Source organism: Roseovarius sp. MBR-6 (genome assembly GCF_040547525.1).
Taxonomy (GTDB): Bacteria; Pseudomonadota; Alphaproteobacteria; order Rhodobacterales; family Rhodobacteraceae; genus Roseovarius.
In genome coordinates this window covers 53,544-70,507 of sequence record NZ_JBEPPW010000012.1, presented here as the reverse complement: position 1 = coordinate 70,507, position 16,964 = coordinate 53,544, and the positions used below count along the sequence as shown (strand labels likewise).

General features: G+C 64.6%; 19 protein-coding genes. 5 read left to right on the top strand and 14 right to left on the bottom strand.

Going from position 1 to position 16,964, the window contains the following annotated elements:
• The 5 genes from rplN to ABIE57_RS14455 all read right to left on the bottom strand — a co-directional run bounded on the left by rplN (window position 1) and on the right by ABIE57_RS14455 (window position 2,989).
• Window positions 1-369, bottom strand: a complete 369-nt coding sequence (gene rplN / locus ABIE57_RS14475; RefSeq protein WP_354539743.1) for a 50S ribosomal protein L14 — start codon at window positions 367-369, stop codon at window positions 1-3.
• Window positions 370-447: 78 nt separating this feature from the next.
• Window positions 448-678, bottom strand: a complete 231-nt coding sequence (rpsQ, locus tag ABIE57_RS14470) for a 30S ribosomal protein S17 (RefSeq protein WP_210877704.1) — start codon at window positions 676-678, stop codon at window positions 448-450.
• Window positions 679-681: 3 nt separating this feature from the next.
• Window positions 682-891 (bottom strand): 50S ribosomal protein L29, encoded by a 210-nt coding sequence (gene rpmC, locus ABIE57_RS14465; RefSeq protein ID WP_354539742.1) that lies wholly within the window; start codon window positions 889-891, stop codon window positions 682-684.
• Window positions 892-1,102: 211 nt separating this feature from the next.
• Window positions 1,103-1,390 carry an HU family DNA-binding protein gene (locus ABIE57_RS14460; RefSeq protein WP_354539741.1) on the bottom strand — a complete coding sequence of 96 codons (288 nt, stop codon included), beginning with the start codon at window positions 1,388-1,390 and terminating at the stop codon, window positions 1,103-1,105.
• Window positions 1,391-1,525: 135 nt separating this feature from the next.
• Entirely contained in the window at window positions 1,526-2,989 is a 1,464-nt protein-coding gene (locus ABIE57_RS14455) for an AMP nucleosidase (protein WP_354539740.1), read from the bottom strand.
• Between the two features lie 69 nt (window positions 2,990-3,058).
• Here ABIE57_RS14455 and ABIE57_RS14450 point away from each other — a divergent pair, with 69 nt between their 5' ends.
• Together ABIE57_RS14450 and ABIE57_RS14445 are read left to right on the top strand one after the other, a co-directional pair.
• The gene (locus ABIE57_RS14450) at window positions 3,059-3,502 is read left to right on the top strand and encodes a VOC family protein (protein ID WP_354539739.1); all 444 of its coding nucleotides are present in this window, start codon (window positions 3,059-3,061) and stop codon (window positions 3,500-3,502) included.
• Window positions 3,499-4,254, top strand: a complete 756-nt coding sequence (locus ABIE57_RS14445) for a class II aldolase and adducin N-terminal domain-containing protein (RefSeq protein ID WP_354539738.1) — start codon at window positions 3,499-3,501, stop codon at window positions 4,252-4,254. Before ABIE57_RS14450 ends, ABIE57_RS14445 begins: the two co-directional genes overlap by 4 nt.
• Before the next feature lie 28 nt (window positions 4,255-4,282).
• Here ABIE57_RS14445 and ABIE57_RS14440 read toward each other — a convergent pair whose 3' ends face one another.
• From ABIE57_RS14440 to ABIE57_RS14400, 9 genes are all read right to left on the bottom strand, one after another.
• Window positions 4,283-5,455 carry a phenylacetate--CoA ligase family protein gene (locus ABIE57_RS14440; RefSeq protein WP_354539737.1) on the bottom strand — a complete coding sequence of 391 codons (1,173 nt, stop codon included), beginning with the start codon at window positions 5,453-5,455 and terminating at the stop codon, window positions 4,283-4,285.
• A gap of 34 nt (window positions 5,456-5,489) precedes the next feature.
• Window positions 5,490-6,329, bottom strand: a complete 840-nt coding sequence (locus ABIE57_RS14435) for an ABC transporter ATP-binding protein (protein WP_354539736.1) — start codon at window positions 6,327-6,329, stop codon at window positions 5,490-5,492.
• A gap of 101 nt (window positions 6,330-6,430) precedes the next feature.
• Window positions 6,431-7,717 (bottom strand): ABC transporter substrate-binding protein, encoded by a 1,287-nt coding sequence (locus ABIE57_RS14430; RefSeq protein WP_354539735.1) that lies wholly within the window; start codon window positions 7,715-7,717, stop codon window positions 6,431-6,433.
• Window positions 7,718-7,791: 74 nt separating this feature from the next.
• Window positions 7,792-8,868, bottom strand: coding sequence for a branched-chain amino acid ABC transporter permease (locus tag ABIE57_RS14425; RefSeq protein ID WP_354539734.1), 1,077 nt, complete (start codon window positions 8,866-8,868; stop codon window positions 7,792-7,794).
• The gene (locus tag ABIE57_RS14420; RefSeq protein ID WP_354539733.1) at window positions 8,868-9,122 is read right to left on the bottom strand and encodes a hypothetical protein; all 255 of its coding nucleotides are present in this window, start codon (window positions 9,120-9,122) and stop codon (window positions 8,868-8,870) included. Before ABIE57_RS14420 ends, ABIE57_RS14425 begins: the two co-directional genes overlap by 1 nt.
• Before the next feature lie 5 nt (window positions 9,123-9,127).
• Window positions 9,128-10,114 (bottom strand): branched-chain amino acid ABC transporter permease, encoded by a 987-nt coding sequence (locus ABIE57_RS14415; RefSeq protein ID WP_354539732.1) that lies wholly within the window; start codon window positions 10,112-10,114, stop codon window positions 9,128-9,130.
• 38 nt (window positions 10,115-10,152) lie between these two features.
• Window positions 10,153-10,554, bottom strand: coding sequence for a hypothetical protein (locus ABIE57_RS14410; RefSeq protein WP_354539731.1), 402 nt, complete (start codon window positions 10,552-10,554; stop codon window positions 10,153-10,155).
• 64 nt (window positions 10,555-10,618) lie between these two features.
• A complete protein-coding gene (locus ABIE57_RS14405) occupies window positions 10,619-11,440 on the bottom strand; it encodes an ABC transporter ATP-binding protein (protein ID WP_354539730.1) in 822 nt (273 codons plus the stop codon).
• Window positions 11,437-13,380: an AMP-binding protein gene (locus ABIE57_RS14400; protein ID WP_354539729.1), complete on the bottom strand. Its 1,944-nt coding sequence runs from the start codon at window positions 13,378-13,380 to the stop codon at window positions 11,437-11,439. Before ABIE57_RS14400 ends, ABIE57_RS14405 begins: the two co-directional genes overlap by 4 nt.
• Window positions 13,381-13,610: 230 nt before the next feature.
• On the opposite strand from ABIE57_RS14400, the gene ABIE57_RS14395 reads away from it, so the two are divergent.
• From ABIE57_RS14395 to ABIE57_RS14385, 3 genes are all read left to right on the top strand, one after another.
• A complete protein-coding gene (locus ABIE57_RS14395; protein WP_354539728.1) occupies window positions 13,611-15,515 on the top strand; it encodes a hybrid sensor histidine kinase/response regulator in 1,905 nt (634 codons plus the stop codon).
• The gene (locus ABIE57_RS14390; protein WP_354539727.1) at window positions 15,512-16,228 is read left to right on the top strand and encodes a response regulator transcription factor; all 717 of its coding nucleotides are present in this window, start codon (window positions 15,512-15,514) and stop codon (window positions 16,226-16,228) included. The genes ABIE57_RS14395 and ABIE57_RS14390 overlap by 4 nt, the downstream gene beginning before the upstream one ends.
• A 274-nt stretch (window positions 16,229-16,502) precedes the next feature.
• Window positions 16,503-16,964: a (2Fe-2S)-binding protein gene (locus ABIE57_RS14385; protein ID WP_354539726.1), complete on the top strand. Its 462-nt coding sequence runs from the start codon at window positions 16,503-16,505 to the stop codon at window positions 16,962-16,964.

Genomic DNA, 16,964 nt, shown 5'->3' with positions numbered 1-16,964 from the left:
TTACAGCACCTCCGGGGCGAGCGAGATGATCTTCATGAAGTTCTTGGCGCGCAATTCGCGCACGACCGGCCCGAAAATCCGGGTGCCGACAGGCTCGCCCGCGTTGTTCAGGATCACGGCGGCGTTGCGGTCGAACTTGATGGCGGTGCCGTCTTCACGACGGACTTCCTTGGCGGTGCGCACGACGACGGCCTTGCGCACGTCGCCCTTTTTCACGCGACCGCGCGGAATGGCCTCTTTCACCGACACCACGATGATGTCGCCGACCGAGGCATATCGACGGTGCGAACCGCCGAGAACCTTGATGCACTGAACCCGGCGCGCGCCGGAGTTGTCAGCTACATCCAGATTGGTCTGCATCTGGATCATTTGGTTTCTCCCGACCTATGGGGGGCGATGCAATGCCTTGTCCCCAGGGTTTCGATAATGTCGAAAGGCGCTGACGGCTTACGCCTCCAGCACCTCCCAGCGTTTCGTCTTGGATTTCGGCGCACATTCGATGATGCGCACCGCGTCACCCTTCTTGAAGGTGTTGTTCTCGTCGTGGGCCCGGTATTTCTTGGACTTGCGGATCGTCTTCTGAAGCACGGGGTGCTTGAAGCGACGCTCGACCGAGACGGTCACGGTCTGCGCGTTGGCGTCCGAGGTGACGGTGCCTTGCAGGATACGTTTGGGCATGGGTCAGGCTCCCTGCACGGCGGCCACGCGGGCCTTTTCATTGAGGATCGTCTTGACGCGGGCCGCATCGCGGCGGGCGCGGCGCATCTGGGCTGCATTCTCAAGCTGGCCGGTGGCCGCCTGGAAGCGCAGGTTGAATTGCTCTTTCTTGAGCCGGACAAGCTCGTCCCGGAGCTGATCCGGGGTCTTGTCACGCAATTCGCTGGCGTTCATCGCCTTTTCCTTTTCTCAATACACCGGTTGGCCCCTGACGGTTGGCTCAGGGTCACCTGTTCCCCGGTGGATGGGATTTCAACACGCGAATCCCCGACAGGCGGGGCGACGCGAATTTCGTTGCTATAAAAGAGGTGCGCGCGAAGGGCAAGGGTTGAATTGCGCCCCCGCGCGAAGCGGGCCGCCCGGTCAGGCCGGGCGGCGCGGGGTCTCAGCCGTTGACGCTGTCCTTGAGCGCCTTGGCGACGGTTACCTTCACCTGCTTGTCGGCGGGCTTTTTCATCTGCTCGCCGGTGGCGGGGTTGCGCACCATGCGCTCGGGGCGCTCGCGGCAATAGAACTTGCCCACGCCCGGAAGCGTGACCGCCCCGCCCGCCGCCACTTCGCGGGTGATGATCGCCACGACGGCATCGAGCGCGCCGCCGGCGGATTTCTTGTCGCTGCCCATCTCTTCGGCCAGCGCGGCCACAAGCTGGGTCTTGGTCATCGGTTTCGCCATTTTCAGGTCTCCTTCGTATCACTGCCCGTAACTGGGGCCTCGCACCGTCAATTAAACGTCATGATGTGGTCAAACACAACGTCTGGTGGGCAAAAGCAAGGGCTTTCCACTTATTTTGTGCGGTTTTTTGCCCTTTCAGAGAAAGGCCGTCTCTTCAAAGCTGCGCAATTTGCGGCTGTGGATGCGGTCCAGCGGCATCCGGCGGAGTGATTCCATGGCGCGAATCCCGATCATCAGGTGGCGTGCGACTTGCGATTTATAGAAATCCGAGGCCATGCCGGGCAGTTTCAACTCGCCCTGAAGGGGTTTGTCCGACACGCAAAGCAGCGTGCCGTAAGGCACCCGGAAGCGAAACCCGTTGGCCGCGATGGTGGCGCTTTCCATGTCCAGCGCGATGGCGCGCGACTGGCTCAGGCGCTGCACCGGCCCCGATTGGTCGCGCAATTCCCAGTTGCGGTTGTCCACGCTGGCCACGGTGCCGGTGCGCATGATCCGCTTGAGGTCGAACCCCTCAAGCTGGGTTTCCGCCGCCACCGCCTCTTGCAAGGCGATCTGGATTTCGGCCAGCGCCGGAATGGGCACCCAGGCGGGCAGGTCGGCATCGAGCACGCGATCCTCGCGCAAATAAGCATGGGCCAGCACGAAATCCCCCAACGATTGCGAATTGCGCAGCCCCGCGCAATGGCCGACCATCACCCAGGCATGGGGCCGCAGCACGGCAACATGATCGGTCGCGGTCTTGGCGTTCGACGGGCCGACTCCGATATTCACCAGCGTGATGCCGGACCCATCCGCGCGCTTGAGGTGATAGGCGGGCATCTGCGGCAGGCGGTCGGGCGCGGGCAGGGCTGCATCGGGGTCGGTGATCTCGGCATTGTCGGTGCTGACAAAGGCGGTGTAGCCGCTGGCCGGATCGGCCAGCGCGCGGCGGGCGAAGGCCTCGAATTCCGAGACGTAGAACTGATAGTTCGTAAACAGCACGTAATTCTGGAAATGCGCCGGATCGGTCGCGGTGTAATGCGCCAGCCGCGCCAGCGAGTAATCCACCCGCTGCGCGGTGAAGGGCGCAAGCGGGCGCGCGCCCGTCCCCGCCCATGTGCCATTGACGATGTCGTCGTTGATCGCCGCAAGGTCGGGCACGTCGAAAAGATCGCGCAGCGGGAATTCCGCCGCCCCCTCCTGCGGCACACCCGGCCCCTCGCCCGCAGCGACGGCGAAATGCACCGGCATCGCCGTGTCCGAGACCGCCACCGTCACCGGCACGCCATGGTTTTCAAGCAAGAGCGCCACTTGCTGTTCGAGATAGCCCCGAAAGAGATCGGGCCGCGTGATCGTCGCCGCATAGGCGCCGGGACCCGAGACATGGCCAAAGCTGAGCCGGCTGTCGATCTTGGCATGGCTCGTGGTGACAAGGCGAATCTCGGGGTAAAAGGCGCGCACGCGGGCGGCGGGCAAAACGCCGTGCAACGCCTCGTCAAAGCGCGCGGTGAGAAACGCCACCGCCTCGGCGTAAAGCGCACAGAGCATATCCACCGCCGGACGCGCCTCGGTAAAGCTTTGCGGTGCCCGCGCGGGCGGACTGAGCAACGGGGGGATCATGGGGCGGTCCTTCCAGAGGAGTCGGGCGTAGGTTGACACGGGCCACAGCCGCAATCAAGCTGCCGATCCATGGACTATGACACGATCTCACCCGCCGATTTCGGCAGCCGCCTGCGCGGCCTCGGCCTCAACCTTCTGGTGCGGGACGTGCGCGCCGAGGCGGCGTTCCTCGGGGCTGTCTTCGGCATGGGCGCGCATCGCCTCAGCGCCGATTTCGCCATTCTGACCTATGGTGACGAGGTCCTGCAACTGCACGCAGATGCGACCTATGCCCGCCATCCGCTGCATGCGCTTTTACCCGAGAGCGCGCCGCGCGGCGCAGGCGCGTCGCTGCATCTGTTCGACACCGACCCGGACGCGGCCGCCGCGCGCGCCGAGGCCGCTGGCGGCCATGTCCTGCAAGCGCCCGCCAACAAGCCCCACGGGTTGCGCGAATGCTGCATCCTCAGCCCCGCTGGCTATGCCTGGGTCGCCTCGCGCCCGCTGACCGATCTTGAAAGGAGCGACACATGACCGTGACCAACCTGCGCCCCAACATGGACCACTGGCAGGAACGGGTGGACCTCGCCGCCACGTTTCGCTGGACCGCGCGGCTCGACATGCACGAGGCGGTGGCCAATCACTTCAGCCTCTCGGTCAACGAGGATGGCACACGGTTCCTGATGAACCCCAACCAGATGCATTTCGCCCGCATCCGCGCCAGCGACCTGATCGAGGTGGATGCGAACGATCCCGAGACGCTGAGCCGGCCCGGCGCCCCGGACCCGACCGCCTGGGGGCTGCATGGCGGGCTGCACCGGCATTGCCGCCACGCGCGCTGCGCCATGCATGTCCACTCGATCCACGCCACGGTTCTGGCCAGCCTTGCCGACAGCCGCCTGCCGCCCATCGACCAGAACTGCGCCACCTTCTTCAACCGATATGTGATCGACGAGGGCTATGGTGGCCTCGCCTTCGAGAACGAGGGCGCGCGCTGCGCGCAGCTTTTCCATGACCCGAAGCAGAAGGTCATGATCATGGGCAATCACGGGGTCATGGTGATCGGCGACACGGTCGCCGACACGTTCAACCGGCTCTATTATTTCGAGCGCGCCGCCGAGACCTATATCCGCGCGCTCCAGACCGGGCAGCCCCTGCGCGTGCTCTCCGACGAGGTGGCCGAAAAGACCGCGCGCGATTTGGAGGACTATCCCGGCCAGGCCGAGCGGCATCTGGGTGAATTGAAGGCCCTGCTTGATGCAGAGGGGTCGGATTACGCCACGTAGGGCGCGCCGAAGCCGCCCCAGCACCGCCTCAATCGTAGCTGCGCAGATCCTCGATCACCTTGCCGTCATTTGGCAGGCTACCCGGCGGCACGATCTCGACCCGGCCTTTCAGCTTCAGCGTCTCGGTGACGCTGCCCGCAAAGCCTGCGGCATCGCCGCCCGCCGCCTCGATCCGTACGGTCATCACATCCGCCTCGCCCTCGCGGGTGGCGATGACGCGGGCGCGGGCGATCTCGCTGTGTTTGGCCACCAGCGCGGCCACCTGTTCGGGGCGCACGAACATGCCCTTGATCTTGGTGGTCTGATCGGCCCGGCCCATCCAGCCCGTGATGCGCATGTTGGTGCGCCCGCAGGGGCTTTGCCCCTCCATCACCGCCGACAGGTCGCCGGTGGCAAAGCGCAATAGCGGGTAATCGGGGTTGAGCGATGTCACCACCACCTCGCCCACCTCGCCGGGGGCGACCGGCGTGCCGGTGCCGGGGCGCACGATCTCGACGATCACGCCCTCATCGACGATCATCCCCTCCTGTGCGGGGCTTTCATAAGCGATATTGCCCAGATCGGCGGTGGCATAGCATTGCAGGCAGGTGATCCCGCGCTCGGCATATTCCGCGCGCAGCGACGGGAAGAGCGCGCCGCCCCCGACGGCGGCCTTGGTGATTTTCAATGGCAGGCCCATCTCATCGGCCTTGTCGAGGATCACTTTCAGATAATCCGGCGTGCCCGCATAGGCGGTGACACCCACATCATGCGCGGCCCGCGCCTGCAACTCGGTCTGCCCGGTGCCTGCGGGCAGCACCCGCGCCCCCACTGCCCGCGCGCCGTTCTCGAAGATCATGCCCGCAGGCACGAGATGATAGGAAAAGCAGTTCTGCACGATGTCGCCCGGCCCGATCCCGCAGGCATGCAGAAACCGCCCCATCCGCCACCAGTCCGCCGTCACGCCGCCCGGCTCGTAGATCGGCCCCGGTGACTGGAACACATGGGCCACATCGCCCACCGGCAGGCTGCCGAAAGGTGGGGCCTCGGTCTGGCGCGCGACGAGATCGGATTTGCGCAGCACCGGCAGACGGGCAAGCTCAGTGAGCGACGACAGCGGGGCCAAGCCCCCTTGCGCCAGAAGCGCGTTGAGCGCCGCCAGTTGCGCGGCCTCTCGGGCGTCGGGGCTGCGGATTTCCAGGTCGTCGAAAGGGCGGGTCATGATCAATCCTCGGGCTGGGTATGGGGCGTGCGGGTCAGCTCAGCCACCGCTTGCGACGGCGATAGCTGCGCACGTCGCGGAATGACTTGCGCCCCTCGTCGGACATGCCGAGGTAGAATTCCTTCACGTCCGGGTTCTCGCGCAGCGCGGCGGCGGCCCCGTCCATCACCACCCGGCCCGATTCCAGAATATAGCCGTAATGGGCATAGCGCAGCGCCACGTTGGTGTTCTGCTCGGCCAGAAGGAAGGTATAGCCCTCCTGCTCATTGAGCGATTTCACGATCTCGAAGATCTGCTCCACAAGCTGCGGTGCAAGGCCCATGGACGGCTCATCGAGCAGGATCGTCTCGGGGCGCGACATCAGCGCGCGGCCGATGGCGCACATCTGCTGCTCACCGCCCGAGGTATAGCCTGCCTGGCTTTTGCGGCGCTCCTTGAGGCGGGGGAAATAGTCGTAGACCTTGTTCAGCTCGGCGTCGATCTCGCCCCGGCTCGCGCTTCGCGTATAGGCCCCGGTCAGCAGGTTCTCCTCGATGGTCAGGTGCTCGAAACAGTGCCGGCCCTCCATCACCTGCACCACGCCCTTCTGCACCAGATCCGAAGGCAGCAGGTCCTGCACCCGCTCGCCGCGATAGGTGATCGTGCCCTTGGTGACCTCGCCGCGCTCGGACTTCAGAAGGTTCGACACCGCCTTGAGCGTCGTGGTCTTGCCCGCGCCATTGCCACCCAGAAGCGCGGTGATCCCGCCCTTGGGCACCTTGAGGCTGACGCCCTTCAGCACAAGGATGACGTGATTGTAGATCACCTCGATATTGTTGACCTCGAGCAGGGTCTCGTCACGCAGGGTCTCGTCACTCGGTGCGGCATCCAGCATCGACACTCTCCTTGGCGGCAGGCGCGCGACCGCGCCCTTCATCGTTCCAAAAATACTCAAATTTCCCCGGCCACGGCGCGCGCCGCAGCCGGGGACTGGTCTCAGCAGCGCGGGGTGATCCCGTTCTCGGCGGCGAAGGCCGCGGAATCCTCGGCCACCAGCTTGTTGATGATCTCCTGATCGGACTGGAAGTAGTCGGTGATCAGCGTGAACTCACCGGCCGCCGCATCCCATTGCGACACGGCGCCATAGCCGTTGCCGCCGTGGTTCTCGCACGACACCTTGAACTCGGGGCCAAAGCCCGGCAGGCCAAGAGCCGCCATCTTGGCCTCGGTCATTTCGAGGTTTTCCATGCCATCACGCAGTTGTGCGGCGTTGATCGCCGAAACGCCGTGCATCTCCTGCGCGGTCTTGATCGCCTCGGCGGCGAGCATGGCGGCATACATGCCCCGGTTGTAAAGCACGGTGCCCACCTGATCGCCCGCACCGGCGGCCTTGCCGGCATCGACCACATGTTTCTGGATGTCGTCATAAACCGGGTAGTCGCGCCCGAGGTTGTGGAAGGTCAGCGCCTTGTAGCCGTTGGCGGCGGCACCGGCGGCCTTCACGTCGTTCTCGGAGCCGGACCACCAGATCCCGATGAAATTCTCCATCGGAAACTTGATGTTCACCGCCTCCTGGATCGCCACCTGGTTCATCACGCCCCAGCCCCACATGATCACATAGTCGGGCCGGTCGCGCCGGATCTGGAGCCATTGCGACTTCTGCTCCTGACCGGGGTGATCGACCGGCAGCAGGACGAGCTCGAACCCGTGCTTGGCGCTCAGCTCTTCCAGCGTGCGGATGGGCTCCTTGCCATAGGCGGAGTTGTGATAGACGAGCGAGATCTTCTTGCCGCTGATATCGCCGCCATTCTGGTCAAGAATATGCGTGATCGCATGGCTTGCCCCGTCCCAGTAGTTGGCCGGATAGTTGAACACCCACTCGAACACGCCGCCATTCTTGGCCGATGTGCGCCCGTAGCCCATGGTGTGAAGCGGGATGCCGTCGGCGCTGGCCTTGGGAATGAGCTGATAGGTGATCCCGGTCGAGAGCGGCTGATAGACCAGCGCGCCGTTGCCGGCACCCTTGGTGGCCTCGTAGCACTCCACACCCTTCTCGGTGTTGTAGCCGGTCTCGCATTCGACAAGGTTGATCTTCTCCCCGCCGACGCCGCCGTCACGCTCGTTGAGCAGGGTAAAGTAATCCTGGTAGCCATCCGAGAACGGGATCCCGTTCGCGGCATAGGCCCCGGTGCGATAGCTCGTATCGACGATGGTCAGGTCGGCAAGCGCCGGTCCTGCCGCCATCAGCGCCGCGAAGGCGGCTGTCATCAGTCTCTGTTTCATCGGTTTGATCCTCCCTTGGTTTTATCCGATGTCATCGTAGGGCGGGGTTCCCCCCGCCACACCTCTCAGACCCCTCAATGCGGGAAGGGCCAAAGTCTCAGTTTCTCCTTGGCCACGCGCCAAAGCTGCGCCAGCCCGTGCGGCTCGGCGATCAGGAAGATCACGATCAGCGCGCCCACGATCATGAATTCCAGATGCGCCGCCAGATCGGTGGGCCAGCCAAGCCCGCCCACCAGCACGTTCTTCAGAAGCACCGGCAAGAGCACAAGGAACGCCGCGCCCGCGAAGCTGCCGAAGATCGAGCCAAGCCCGCCGATGATCACCATGAAGAGCACGAGGAAGGATTTGTTGATCCCGAACGCCTCGCCGACCTCGACCGCCCCCAGATAGACCGAAAAGAACAGCGCCCCCGAGATGCCCACGAAAAACCCCGAGACGGCAAAGGCCGTGAGCTTGGCCTTCAGCGGGTTCACCCCGATGATCTCGGCGGCGATGTCCATGTCGCGAATGGCCATCCATTTGCGGCCCGCCATGCCGCGCGTCAGGTTGCGCGCAAGGATGGCGCAGGCGACGGTAAAGACGAGGCAGAAGAGATAGGCCGCCCAGGGCGCCGTTTGCGCGCCGGTCACGGCCACGCCGAACACCGTGCGCTCGGGGGCGTTGATCTGGCCCGAGGCCGAGTAGTTGTAGAACCAGCCCACCCGGTTGAAGAGCCAGACAAGAAAGAACTGCGCGGCCAGGGTCGCCACTGCCAGGTAGAACCCCTTGATCCGCAAGGACGGCAGGCCGAAGAGCACGCAGACCGCCGATGTGATCCCGCCCGCGAGGATGATGTGAAAGAAGATATTGATATCGGGAAAGCCTGTCATCAGCTTGTAGCAGGCATAGGCCCCCACGGCCATGAACCCGCCGGTGCCAAGGCTGACCTGCCCGCAATAGCCCACGAGGATATTGAGGCCGATCGCGGCAATGGCATAGATCAGGAACGGCAGAAAGACCGCGTTCACCCAGTAGTCATTGATGACAAGCGGCACCACGGCAAAGGCCGCGATCAGCACCACGTAATAGCGGTAGCGGTCGAACTTGATCGGGAAGGTCTGGTTGTCGTCCACATAGGAGGTCTTGAAATCCCCCGCCTCACGGTAAAACATCAGATCACCTCCCCATGAATTTCATCGTCGTGGCGCTTGACGGCCCGGTTGGGCCGTCGCGCATAACCTGTCGCTTCGGCATGGCGCACCAGCCACAGAAAGGCGAGCATCCCCGTCCCGCCACCGATGGCGGCAAGAACCGCCGCCGTGACCATCCGGCCCGACTGCTCTGGCGCGGTCGTCAGGGCAAGATAGCCAAAGGCCCAGAAGCCCCCCCAGGCGACGACATTGGCAATGGCAATGAGTTTTTTCATCGCTCTCACACCCGCTCGATGATTTTTTCGCCGAACAGGCCCTGAGGCCGGAACACGAGGAAAATGAGCGCCAGCATATAGGCGAACCAGTTCTCGGTCGCGCCGCCCACAAGCGGGCCGATGGCAAACTCGAACATCTTTTCACCCACCCCGATGATCAGCCCGCCGACGATGGCGCCGGGGATCGAGGTGAAGCCGCCCAGCATGAGAACCGGCAGCGCCTTGAGCGCAATGAGCGAGAGCGAGAATTGCACCCCCATCTTGGTGCCCCACATGATGCCCGCGACCAGCGCGACAAAGCCCGCCAGCGACCACACCATGACCCAGATGAAGTTGAGCGAGATGCCGACCGAGAGCGCGGCCTGATGGTCATCGGCCACCGCGCGCATGGCGCGGCCATGCTTGGAATATTGCGCGAACATCACCAGCGCCGCCACCAGCAGCGCCGCCACCACGGTGGCCACGATGTCGAGATTGTCGATGAAGAAGCCGTAGCCGAAGATCCCGAAGGTCACTTCGTCAATCGCGCTGTTCATGCCTTGCGGCAGGCCCACGTCCAGCTTCTTGATATCGGCCCCCCACATCACGTCGCCGAAACCTTCGAGGAAATAGGCAAGGCCGATGGTGGCCATGAAAAGGATGATCGGTTCCTGCCCGACAAGGTGGCGAAAGATCAGCTTGTTGACGACCCAGGCCAGCGCGATCATCACCACCACGGTGAGCGCGATGGCCAGAAGCCCCGGCACATGCCAGCCGAAATGATGCACCTCGGTGCCCAGAACCGCGTTGATGAGGTGGCTGAAGGGCACCTGCCCCTCCATGATCCCGACCAGCGTCATCGCGGCGAAAAGCGCCATCACCCCCTGGGCGTAGTTGAAGATCCCCGACGCCTTGTAGATCAGCACGAAGCCGAGGGCCACGAGCGCATAAAGCACCCCCGCCATGAGGCCGTTGAGAAAGACCTCCATTCCGAAAATCACGCTGTCAGGCATGGGTTGTCTCCCTGTTCGTTGCGGTCTCTTGCGCTGTCTCAGGCTTCAAGGCCGGTCTCCACGATCCGCAGCGTGAGGCCGTCCGTGCCGCTGTCTTTCTGAATTTCCAGAATCGGCTCGATCCAGTGGTTGCTGTGCCAGCGTCCCTCGGCCACCGGCACATAGCGCCCCTCGTGCACCGCGCCCGCGATCCAGTCGTCGAAACCGACCACCGGCACCCCGTCCGGGTCGCGCACGGCACAGGACAAAATGCCGTCACCCGGTGCGCGGTCCACGATCAGCACGCGGCCCTCCGCCAGCGCGTAGCGCGTCACATCCCCCTCGCGCGCGCCCTGCCCCAGCCCCGCCACCACCGGCGGCGTCAGGTTTTCGAGCGCCGAGACGCACCGCGTCTCGAAATCCGCCCAGGCCCCGGCCTGCGCCATGGCAGGCAGCGTCATCAAAAGCGCCGCGCCGAGGGCCAGAGACCCCGGAGCGCGTCCGGGGTGATGTCGCGCCGCGCAATCAATCATGCGCCACCCCGAGATAGGCGTCGATCACCGCCTGATTGCTGCGCACCTCGTCGGGGGTGCCATCGCCGATCTTCTTGCCGTAATCCATCACAACGACGCGGTCGGAGAGGTCCATCACCACGCCCATGTCATGCTCGATGAGGGCAATCGTGGTGCCGAATTCGTCGTTCACATCGAGGATGAAGCGGCTCATGTCCTCTTTCTCCTCGACGTTCATGCCCGCCATCGGCTCATCCAGAAGCAGGATCGACGGCTCGGCCGCCAGCGCGCGCGCCAGTTCCACCCGCTTTTTAAGACCGTAGGGCAGCCGCGCCACGGGGGTCTTGCGGATATGCTGTATTTCCAGAAAATCGATGATCTTTTCCACCGCCGCGCGGTTCTCGACCTCTTCGCGCTCCGCGCGGCCCTTCCAGATCGCCTGCGCCAGAAGCCCGGTCTTCATCTGCCGGATGCGGCCCGTCATGACGTTGTCCAGCACGCTCATGCCCTCGAAAAGCGCGATGTTCTGGAAGGTGCGCGCGATGCCCTGCTGCGCCACCTGATAGGGCTTCATCGGCGGGCGCTTCTGGCCCTTGTACCAGACCTCGCCCTCCTGCGGGTTGTAGAACCCGCTGATGACATTGAGCATCGAGGATTTGCCCGCCCCATTGGGGCCGATGATGGCGCGGATCTCGCCCTCGCGGATGTCAAACGAGATATCCTTGATCGCCACCACGCCGCCGAAACGCAGGGTGATGTTCTTCATCTCCATCACCACACCGCCGATCTTGCGGCCATCGGCGGTGAGGGTCGTCTCTGCGCTCATGTCGTTCATTCCGCCGCCACCTTCTGCTCTTGGATCTGAACCACCTGCGCCTCCACGATCTTCAGCGTCGCCGAAATCGCGCCCTTGCGGCCATCCTCGTAGGTGACTTCGGTGGTGGTGAATATCTCGTCGGAGCCATCGTAAAGCGCGGTCACCAGATCGCCGAACTTGTCGGAAATCACGTTGCGCCGCACCTTGCGGGTGCGCGTCATCTCGCCGTCATCGGCATCCAGTTCCTTGTGCAGCACGAGGAAGCGATGCACCTGGCTGTGCGACAGCATCGGATCATCGGCAAGGCTGCGGTTGACCTCCTCGACATGGCCGCGGATCGTCTCCAGCACCTGAGGGTGGCCCGCCAGTTCCTGATAGGAGGCATAGCCGATATTGTTGCGCTCGGCCCAGTTGCCCACGGCCGTCAGGTCGATATTGATGAAGGCGGTGCATTTGTCGCGCCCGTTGCCGAACACCACGGCCTCGAGGATATTGGGATAGAACTTGAGCTTGTTCTCCACGTATTTCGGCGCGAACAGGCGGCCATCGGCCATCTTGCCCACATCCTTGGCGCGGTCGATGATCCGAAGGTGGCCTGATCCTTCCTCGAAGAAACCCGCATCGCCGGTGGCGACCCAGCCCTCGGCATCCTTGGTCGAGGCGGTGCTGTCGGGGTTCTTGTAGTAATATTCAAAGGTGCCGGGGCTGCGATAGAACACCTCGCCCGTGTCGCTGATGCGGATTTCCACGCCCGGCGCGGGCACGCCCACGGTGTCGGAACGCACCTCGCCATCGGGTTGCAGGGTGATAAACACGCTGGCCTCGGTCTGGCCGTAAAGCTGTTTGAGATTGATGCCGAGCGAGCGGTAGAAATCGAAAATCTCCGGCCCGATCGCCTCACCGGCGGTATAGCCCACCCGCACCCGGCCAAGACCCAGCGTATCCTTGAGCGGGCCGTAGACGAAAAGCGACCCGAGCCGGTATTTGAGCCGGTCCATCGCCCCGACGGGCTTGCCATCAAGGATCGCGGGGCCGACGCGGCGCGCATGCGCCATGAAGTGATGAAACAGCCATTTCTTGACGCGGCCCGCATCCTCCATCCGGATCATGACATTGGTCAGTTGCGTCTCGAAGACGCGCGGCGGGGCGAAGAAATACGTGGGCCCGATCTCGCGCAGGTCAAGCTGCATCGTCTCGGGGCTTTCGGGGCAGTTGACGCAGAAGCCGCACCAATAGGCCTGCCCGATGGAAAATATGAAATCGCCCACCCAAGCCATCGGCAGGTAGGCCAGCACCTCCTCGTCCTTGGTGAGATGATCGAACTCGGAGGATGACCGCGACGCCTCGATGATGTTGCGATTGCTCAGCACCACGCCCTTGGGCTTGCCGGTGGTGCCGGAGGTGTAGAGCATGACGCAGACGCTGTCATAGGTCAGCCGTTCGCGCCGCGCCTTCAGATCCTCGATCCATTCGTAATAGGCCGCGCGGCCCTGCTCCTGAATGTCGATGAAACGGTGCAGCTTGTGGTGGTCGTATTTGCGCAGGCCGCGGGGATCGACATAGATGATATGCTCAAGCTGATGCAGCCGTTCCTGCACCTCGATGAGCTTGTCGACCTGCTCCTGATCCTGCACGATGGCAAAGCGCGCGCCGCAATGCTCCATCACGTATTCCATCTCGGGGGCGGCGGCGTCCTGATAGAGCGGCACGGGGATCGCCCCCACCGATTGCGCGGCGACCATCGACCAGTAGAAATAGGGCCGGTTGCGGCCAATGATGGCGATGAAATCGCCCTCGTTCACGCCCAGATTGATCAGGCCCAGCGCCAGCGCCTCGATTTCCTTTTCCGCCTCGGCCCAGGTCCAGCTTTGCCAGATGCCGTATTCCTTTTCGCGGTAGGCGGCGCGGTTCGCAAAGCGCGTGGCGTTGCGTTGCAGAAGTGCCGGGATGGAGTCCATCCCCTCCGTCGGTTGTGACGGTTGTGCCAAATCCCATTCCTCCCTTTCGCCCGTCCCCTCCGACGGGCCGCACCCAAGGCGCGATTCTCATTGCCTCAAGGGTGCGCGTTTATGGTTGGCGGTCAACTTTTTCCTGAACATGTCGCAAAACTTACGAATTGTAACAGGCCGCGATAGGGTCTTTGCGTGCCAAGGGGGCGGTGCTAGCGAAGAAGGCGGAGGAGATGGAGATGAGCGCCAACCACGCCGACCGCGACGCCATGACCATGGCCGGGCTGAACCTCATTCAGCAGGCCCTGACCATCTATGACCGCGAGTTGCGGCTGGCCGTGTGCAACAGGCGCTTTCAGGAGATATTCGCCCTGCCCGATGCGCTGGTAACGCCGGGGGCCGATTTCGCCGACACCATCCGGTATCTCGCCACGCGCGGCGATTATGGCGACGTGGGCGACGTGGAGGGCTTCGTGGCCAGCCGCGTCGAAATATCCCGCGCGTTTGAGCCGCATTACATGGAGCGCACCCGCGCCAATGGCCGCACCATTTCCGTCGAGGGCACGCCCCTGCCGCAGGGCGGCTGGGTCACCGTCTATACCGACATCACGCCCGCCAAACGCCAGGAGGCGCTGTTGCGCGCCCGCTCCGAGGAGTTGTCGGACCAGATCCTGACCTATTCCGAGGACCTGGCCACCGCCAACCGCGAGTTGCAGGCCACCATCACCGCCCTCGAAGAGGCCAAGCGCCAGATCACCGAGGCCGAGGCGCGCACGCGCCTCACCGCCGAGATGATGCCCGCCCATATCGCCCATATCGGGCCGGACCGCCGCTATACCTATTCCAACCGGCGGCTGACCGCGATCATGCCCGGATCGCGCGCCGATCTGATCGGCGTGCACGCGGCAGAGGTTCTGGGGCCACAGACATGGGCGGTCCTCGACCCCGAACTTGACCGCGCCTATGCCGGGCAGGCCTCGGTCTTTGAATTCACCCATGAGCCAAGCTCGCGCCGTATCCGGGTGGCGCTGACGCCCGACCCCACCAGCGGCGGCGTCTATATCCTGTCGATGGACATCACCGAGGAAAGCCAGACCCGCGCCGCGCTGCAACAGACGCGGCGGCGCGAGATGGCGGCGCAACTGACCAGCGGATTGGCGCATGATTTCTCCAACCTGCTGACGATCATTCTGGGGATGCAGTCGCGCCTTGCCCGCATGGGGCCTGCCGCCGAGGCGCGCGCGCTGATCGACGCCACCATCGCGGCGGCGCGGCGCGGCGGGGGCTTGCTCAACCGTATCGCCGACATGACCGGCCCGCGCGAGCACGAACCGGTGCCCACCGACCTTGCCGCCTTTCTGGCCGATCTCGAAACCCTTGCGCGCTCGGCTCTGCCCTCGGGTGTCGCGCTCAGGGTCGAGGCCGAGACGGGCGGGCGCTACCTGCTCGATGCGGGGATGTTGCAGGATTCGCTGCTCAACCTCATCCTCAACGCCCGCGACGCCTGCGCACCCACGGGCCGGATCACGCTCTCGGTGCGCCCGCTTCAGGGGACATGGCTGGAATTCATCGTGCGCGATACCGGGCCCGGCTTCTCGGAAGAGGCGCTCGACCATGCGCTTGATCCGTTCTTCACCACCAAGGGCGGCGAGGGATCGGGCCTTGGCCTGTCGATGGTCTATGATATGACCAAGCTCGCGGGCGGGCGGATCGTGCTCGGCAACACAAGTGAGGGCGGGCAGGTGGTGCTGCGCCTGCCCCTGCGGCCTGCGGGGGACGCGCGCCCGCCCGGTCTGGTGCTGCTGGTCGAGGACAGCCCCGACCTGCGCTCCACCCTGCGCGACATGCTGCGCAGCGCGGGCCATAGCGTCATCGAGGCGGCGAGCGTCGAGGAGGCCGCCGAACTTCTGGCGGACCTGCCCGAAATTTCCGCCGTGCTCTCGGATGTGGTGCTGGAGGGCGCGCGCACCGGGATCGACCTTGCCACCCTGCCGCGCCCCGCCGCCTGCGCGCTGGTGCTCATGACCTCGCTGCCGCCCGACGACCCGCTTTACCGGGCCGCTGCCGCAGCCGCGCCGGTGCTGCGCAAACCCTTCACCGCAGCACAGCTTGACGCCGCCCTCACTGCCGGAGACCGCCCATGACCACGCCCGCCGCAACCGCCCCGCTGGTGACCATTCTGGACGACGAACCGGCCATTCGCACCATGCTGGCCGACGCGCTGAACGAGGCGGGGTTTCGCACCATGGCCTTTGGCCGCGCGACCGAGTTCGAGGCCGCGCTGCGGACCACAACGCCCGATGTCTGTCTCGTGGACCTGTCGCTGCCCGACCGCGACGGGCTCGGCCTCGTGCATCGCCTCGCGCTCGAACAGGGGGCGACGGTGATCATCATTTCAGGAAGAGCGCAGGTGCAGGACCGGGTCACGGGGCTTGAGCTTGGGGCGGATGACTACATCATCAAGCCGTTTGATCCCGCCGAGGTGGTCGCCCGCATCCGCGCCCGCCTGCGTCGGGGCACGCCCAGCACCCAGACCGGCGAGGTGGCGCGCTTCAACGGCTGGGTGGCGCATTTCGACCGCTATGTGCTGGAGGATGACAGCGGCACCGAGACACCCTTTTCCCATGCCGAGGGCGAGGTGCTGCGGCTGTTTCTGGAACGGCCCAAGCGGCTTATATCCCGGCAGGCCATGCAGGAGGCGCTTGGCGGCGCGGCGGGCGAGAGCTTTGACCGGGCCATGGACGTGCGCATCTCGCGGCTGCGCACCAAGCTGCGCGAAGACCCCAAGAACCCGCGCCTGATCAAGACGATCTACGGCGCGGGCTATATCTTTCTGGGGGATGTGGGGTGGGGGTGACGCGGCCCGCAAGGGGATCGCGGCCCGGGCGGCTTTTGACCTGAAGCGGACTTTCGGTTGCTGCTCCCGGCGCGGCATCAAGGCCAAAGGCGGCAGACTGACCGGTGGACAGTCTGAGGCAAGAACGGGCGGCGCCCGATACAGGCCGGCACATCATCTTCGCTGGCACCCATCAGGTCGGCCAGTCTGTGCCAGCGCCCGGCCACGCCGAAAATCCCGCTTTACACCTGAACCGAACGGTTTATCTTCCGCCACAGAACAGGAAGGAGCCGCCATGCCGCTGACCGTGAACGGGGCCGATTTTCCCACCGAAGGGCTTGATCCCGACATGCCGCTTCTGTGGGTGCTGCGCGATGTGCTGGGCCTGGCAGGCACGAAATACGGCTGCGGGATCGCGCAATGCGGGGCCTGCACCGTGCATGTGGACGGGGTCGCCACGCGGTCCTGTCAGGTGGCGCTTGGCGATGTCTGGGGACCGGTCACCACCATCGAGGGGCTGGGCACGCCAGCGGCCCCGCACCCGGTGCAGGCGGCCTGGATCGAGCGCCAGGTGGCGCAATGCGGCTATTGCCAGTCAGGGCAGATCATGCAGGCGGCGAGCCTTCTGGCCGAGGTGGCAGAGCCTTCGGATGCCGAGATCGACGACGCCATGTCGGGCAACCTGTGCCGGTGCGGCACCTATCCGCGCATCCGTGAGGCCGTCCGGGCCGCTGCGCGCGCGATGAAGGGGGCCTGA

Bases quoted from the DNA above. Each gene is read 5' to 3' on its own strand.
- rplN (WP_354539743.1), bottom strand. From the start codon at position 369: ATGATCCAGATGCAGACCAATCTGGATGTAGCTGACAACTCCGGCGCG.
- rpsQ (WP_210877704.1), bottom strand. From the start codon at position 678: ATGCCCAAACGTATCCTGCAAGGCACCGTCACCTCGGACGCCAACGCG.
- rpmC (WP_354539742.1), bottom strand. From the start codon at position 891: ATGAACGCCAGCGAATTGCGTGACAAGACCCCGGATCAGCTCCGGGAC.
- ABIE57_RS14460 (WP_354539741.1), bottom strand. From the start codon at position 1,390: ATGGCGAAACCGATGACCAAGACCCAGCTTGTGGCCGCGCTGGCCGAA.
- ABIE57_RS14455 (WP_354539740.1), bottom strand. From the start codon at position 2,989: ATGATCCCCCCGTTGCTCAGTCCGCCCGCGCGGGCACCGCAAAGCTTT.
- ABIE57_RS14450 (WP_354539739.1), top strand. From the start codon at position 3,059: ATGGACTATGACACGATCTCACCCGCCGATTTCGGCAGCCGCCTGCGC.
- ABIE57_RS14445 (WP_354539738.1), top strand. From the start codon at position 3,499: ATGACCGTGACCAACCTGCGCCCCAACATGGACCACTGGCAGGAACGG.
- ABIE57_RS14440 (WP_354539737.1), bottom strand. From the start codon at position 5,455: ATGACCCGCCCTTTCGACGACCTGGAAATCCGCAGCCCCGACGCCCGA.
- ABIE57_RS14435 (WP_354539736.1), bottom strand. From the start codon at position 6,329: ATGCTGGATGCCGCACCGAGTGACGAGACCCTGCGTGACGAGACCCTG.
- ABIE57_RS14430 (WP_354539735.1), bottom strand. From the start codon at position 7,717: ATGAAACAGAGACTGATGACAGCCGCCTTCGCGGCGCTGATGGCGGCA.
- ABIE57_RS14425 (WP_354539734.1), bottom strand. From the start codon at position 8,868: ATGTTTTACCGTGAGGCGGGGGATTTCAAGACCTCCTATGTGGACGAC.
- ABIE57_RS14420 (WP_354539733.1), bottom strand. From the start codon at position 9,122: ATGAAAAAACTCATTGCCATTGCCAATGTCGTCGCCTGGGGGGGCTTC.
- ABIE57_RS14415 (WP_354539732.1), bottom strand. From the start codon at position 10,114: ATGCCTGACAGCGTGATTTTCGGAATGGAGGTCTTTCTCAACGGCCTC.
- ABIE57_RS14410 (WP_354539731.1), bottom strand. From the start codon at position 10,554: ATGACGCTGCCTGCCATGGCGCAGGCCGGGGCCTGGGCGGATTTCGAG.
- ABIE57_RS14405 (WP_354539730.1), bottom strand. From the start codon at position 11,440: ATGAACGACATGAGCGCAGAGACGACCCTCACCGCCGATGGCCGCAAG.
- ABIE57_RS14400 (WP_354539729.1), bottom strand. From the start codon at position 13,380: ATGGACTCCATCCCGGCACTTCTGCAACGCAACGCCACGCGCTTTGCG.
- ABIE57_RS14395 (WP_354539728.1), top strand. From the start codon at position 13,611: ATGAGCGCCAACCACGCCGACCGCGACGCCATGACCATGGCCGGGCTG.
- ABIE57_RS14390 (WP_354539727.1), top strand. From the start codon at position 15,512: ATGACCACGCCCGCCGCAACCGCCCCGCTGGTGACCATTCTGGACGAC.
- ABIE57_RS14385 (WP_354539726.1), top strand. From the start codon at position 16,503: ATGCCGCTGACCGTGAACGGGGCCGATTTTCCCACCGAAGGGCTTGAT.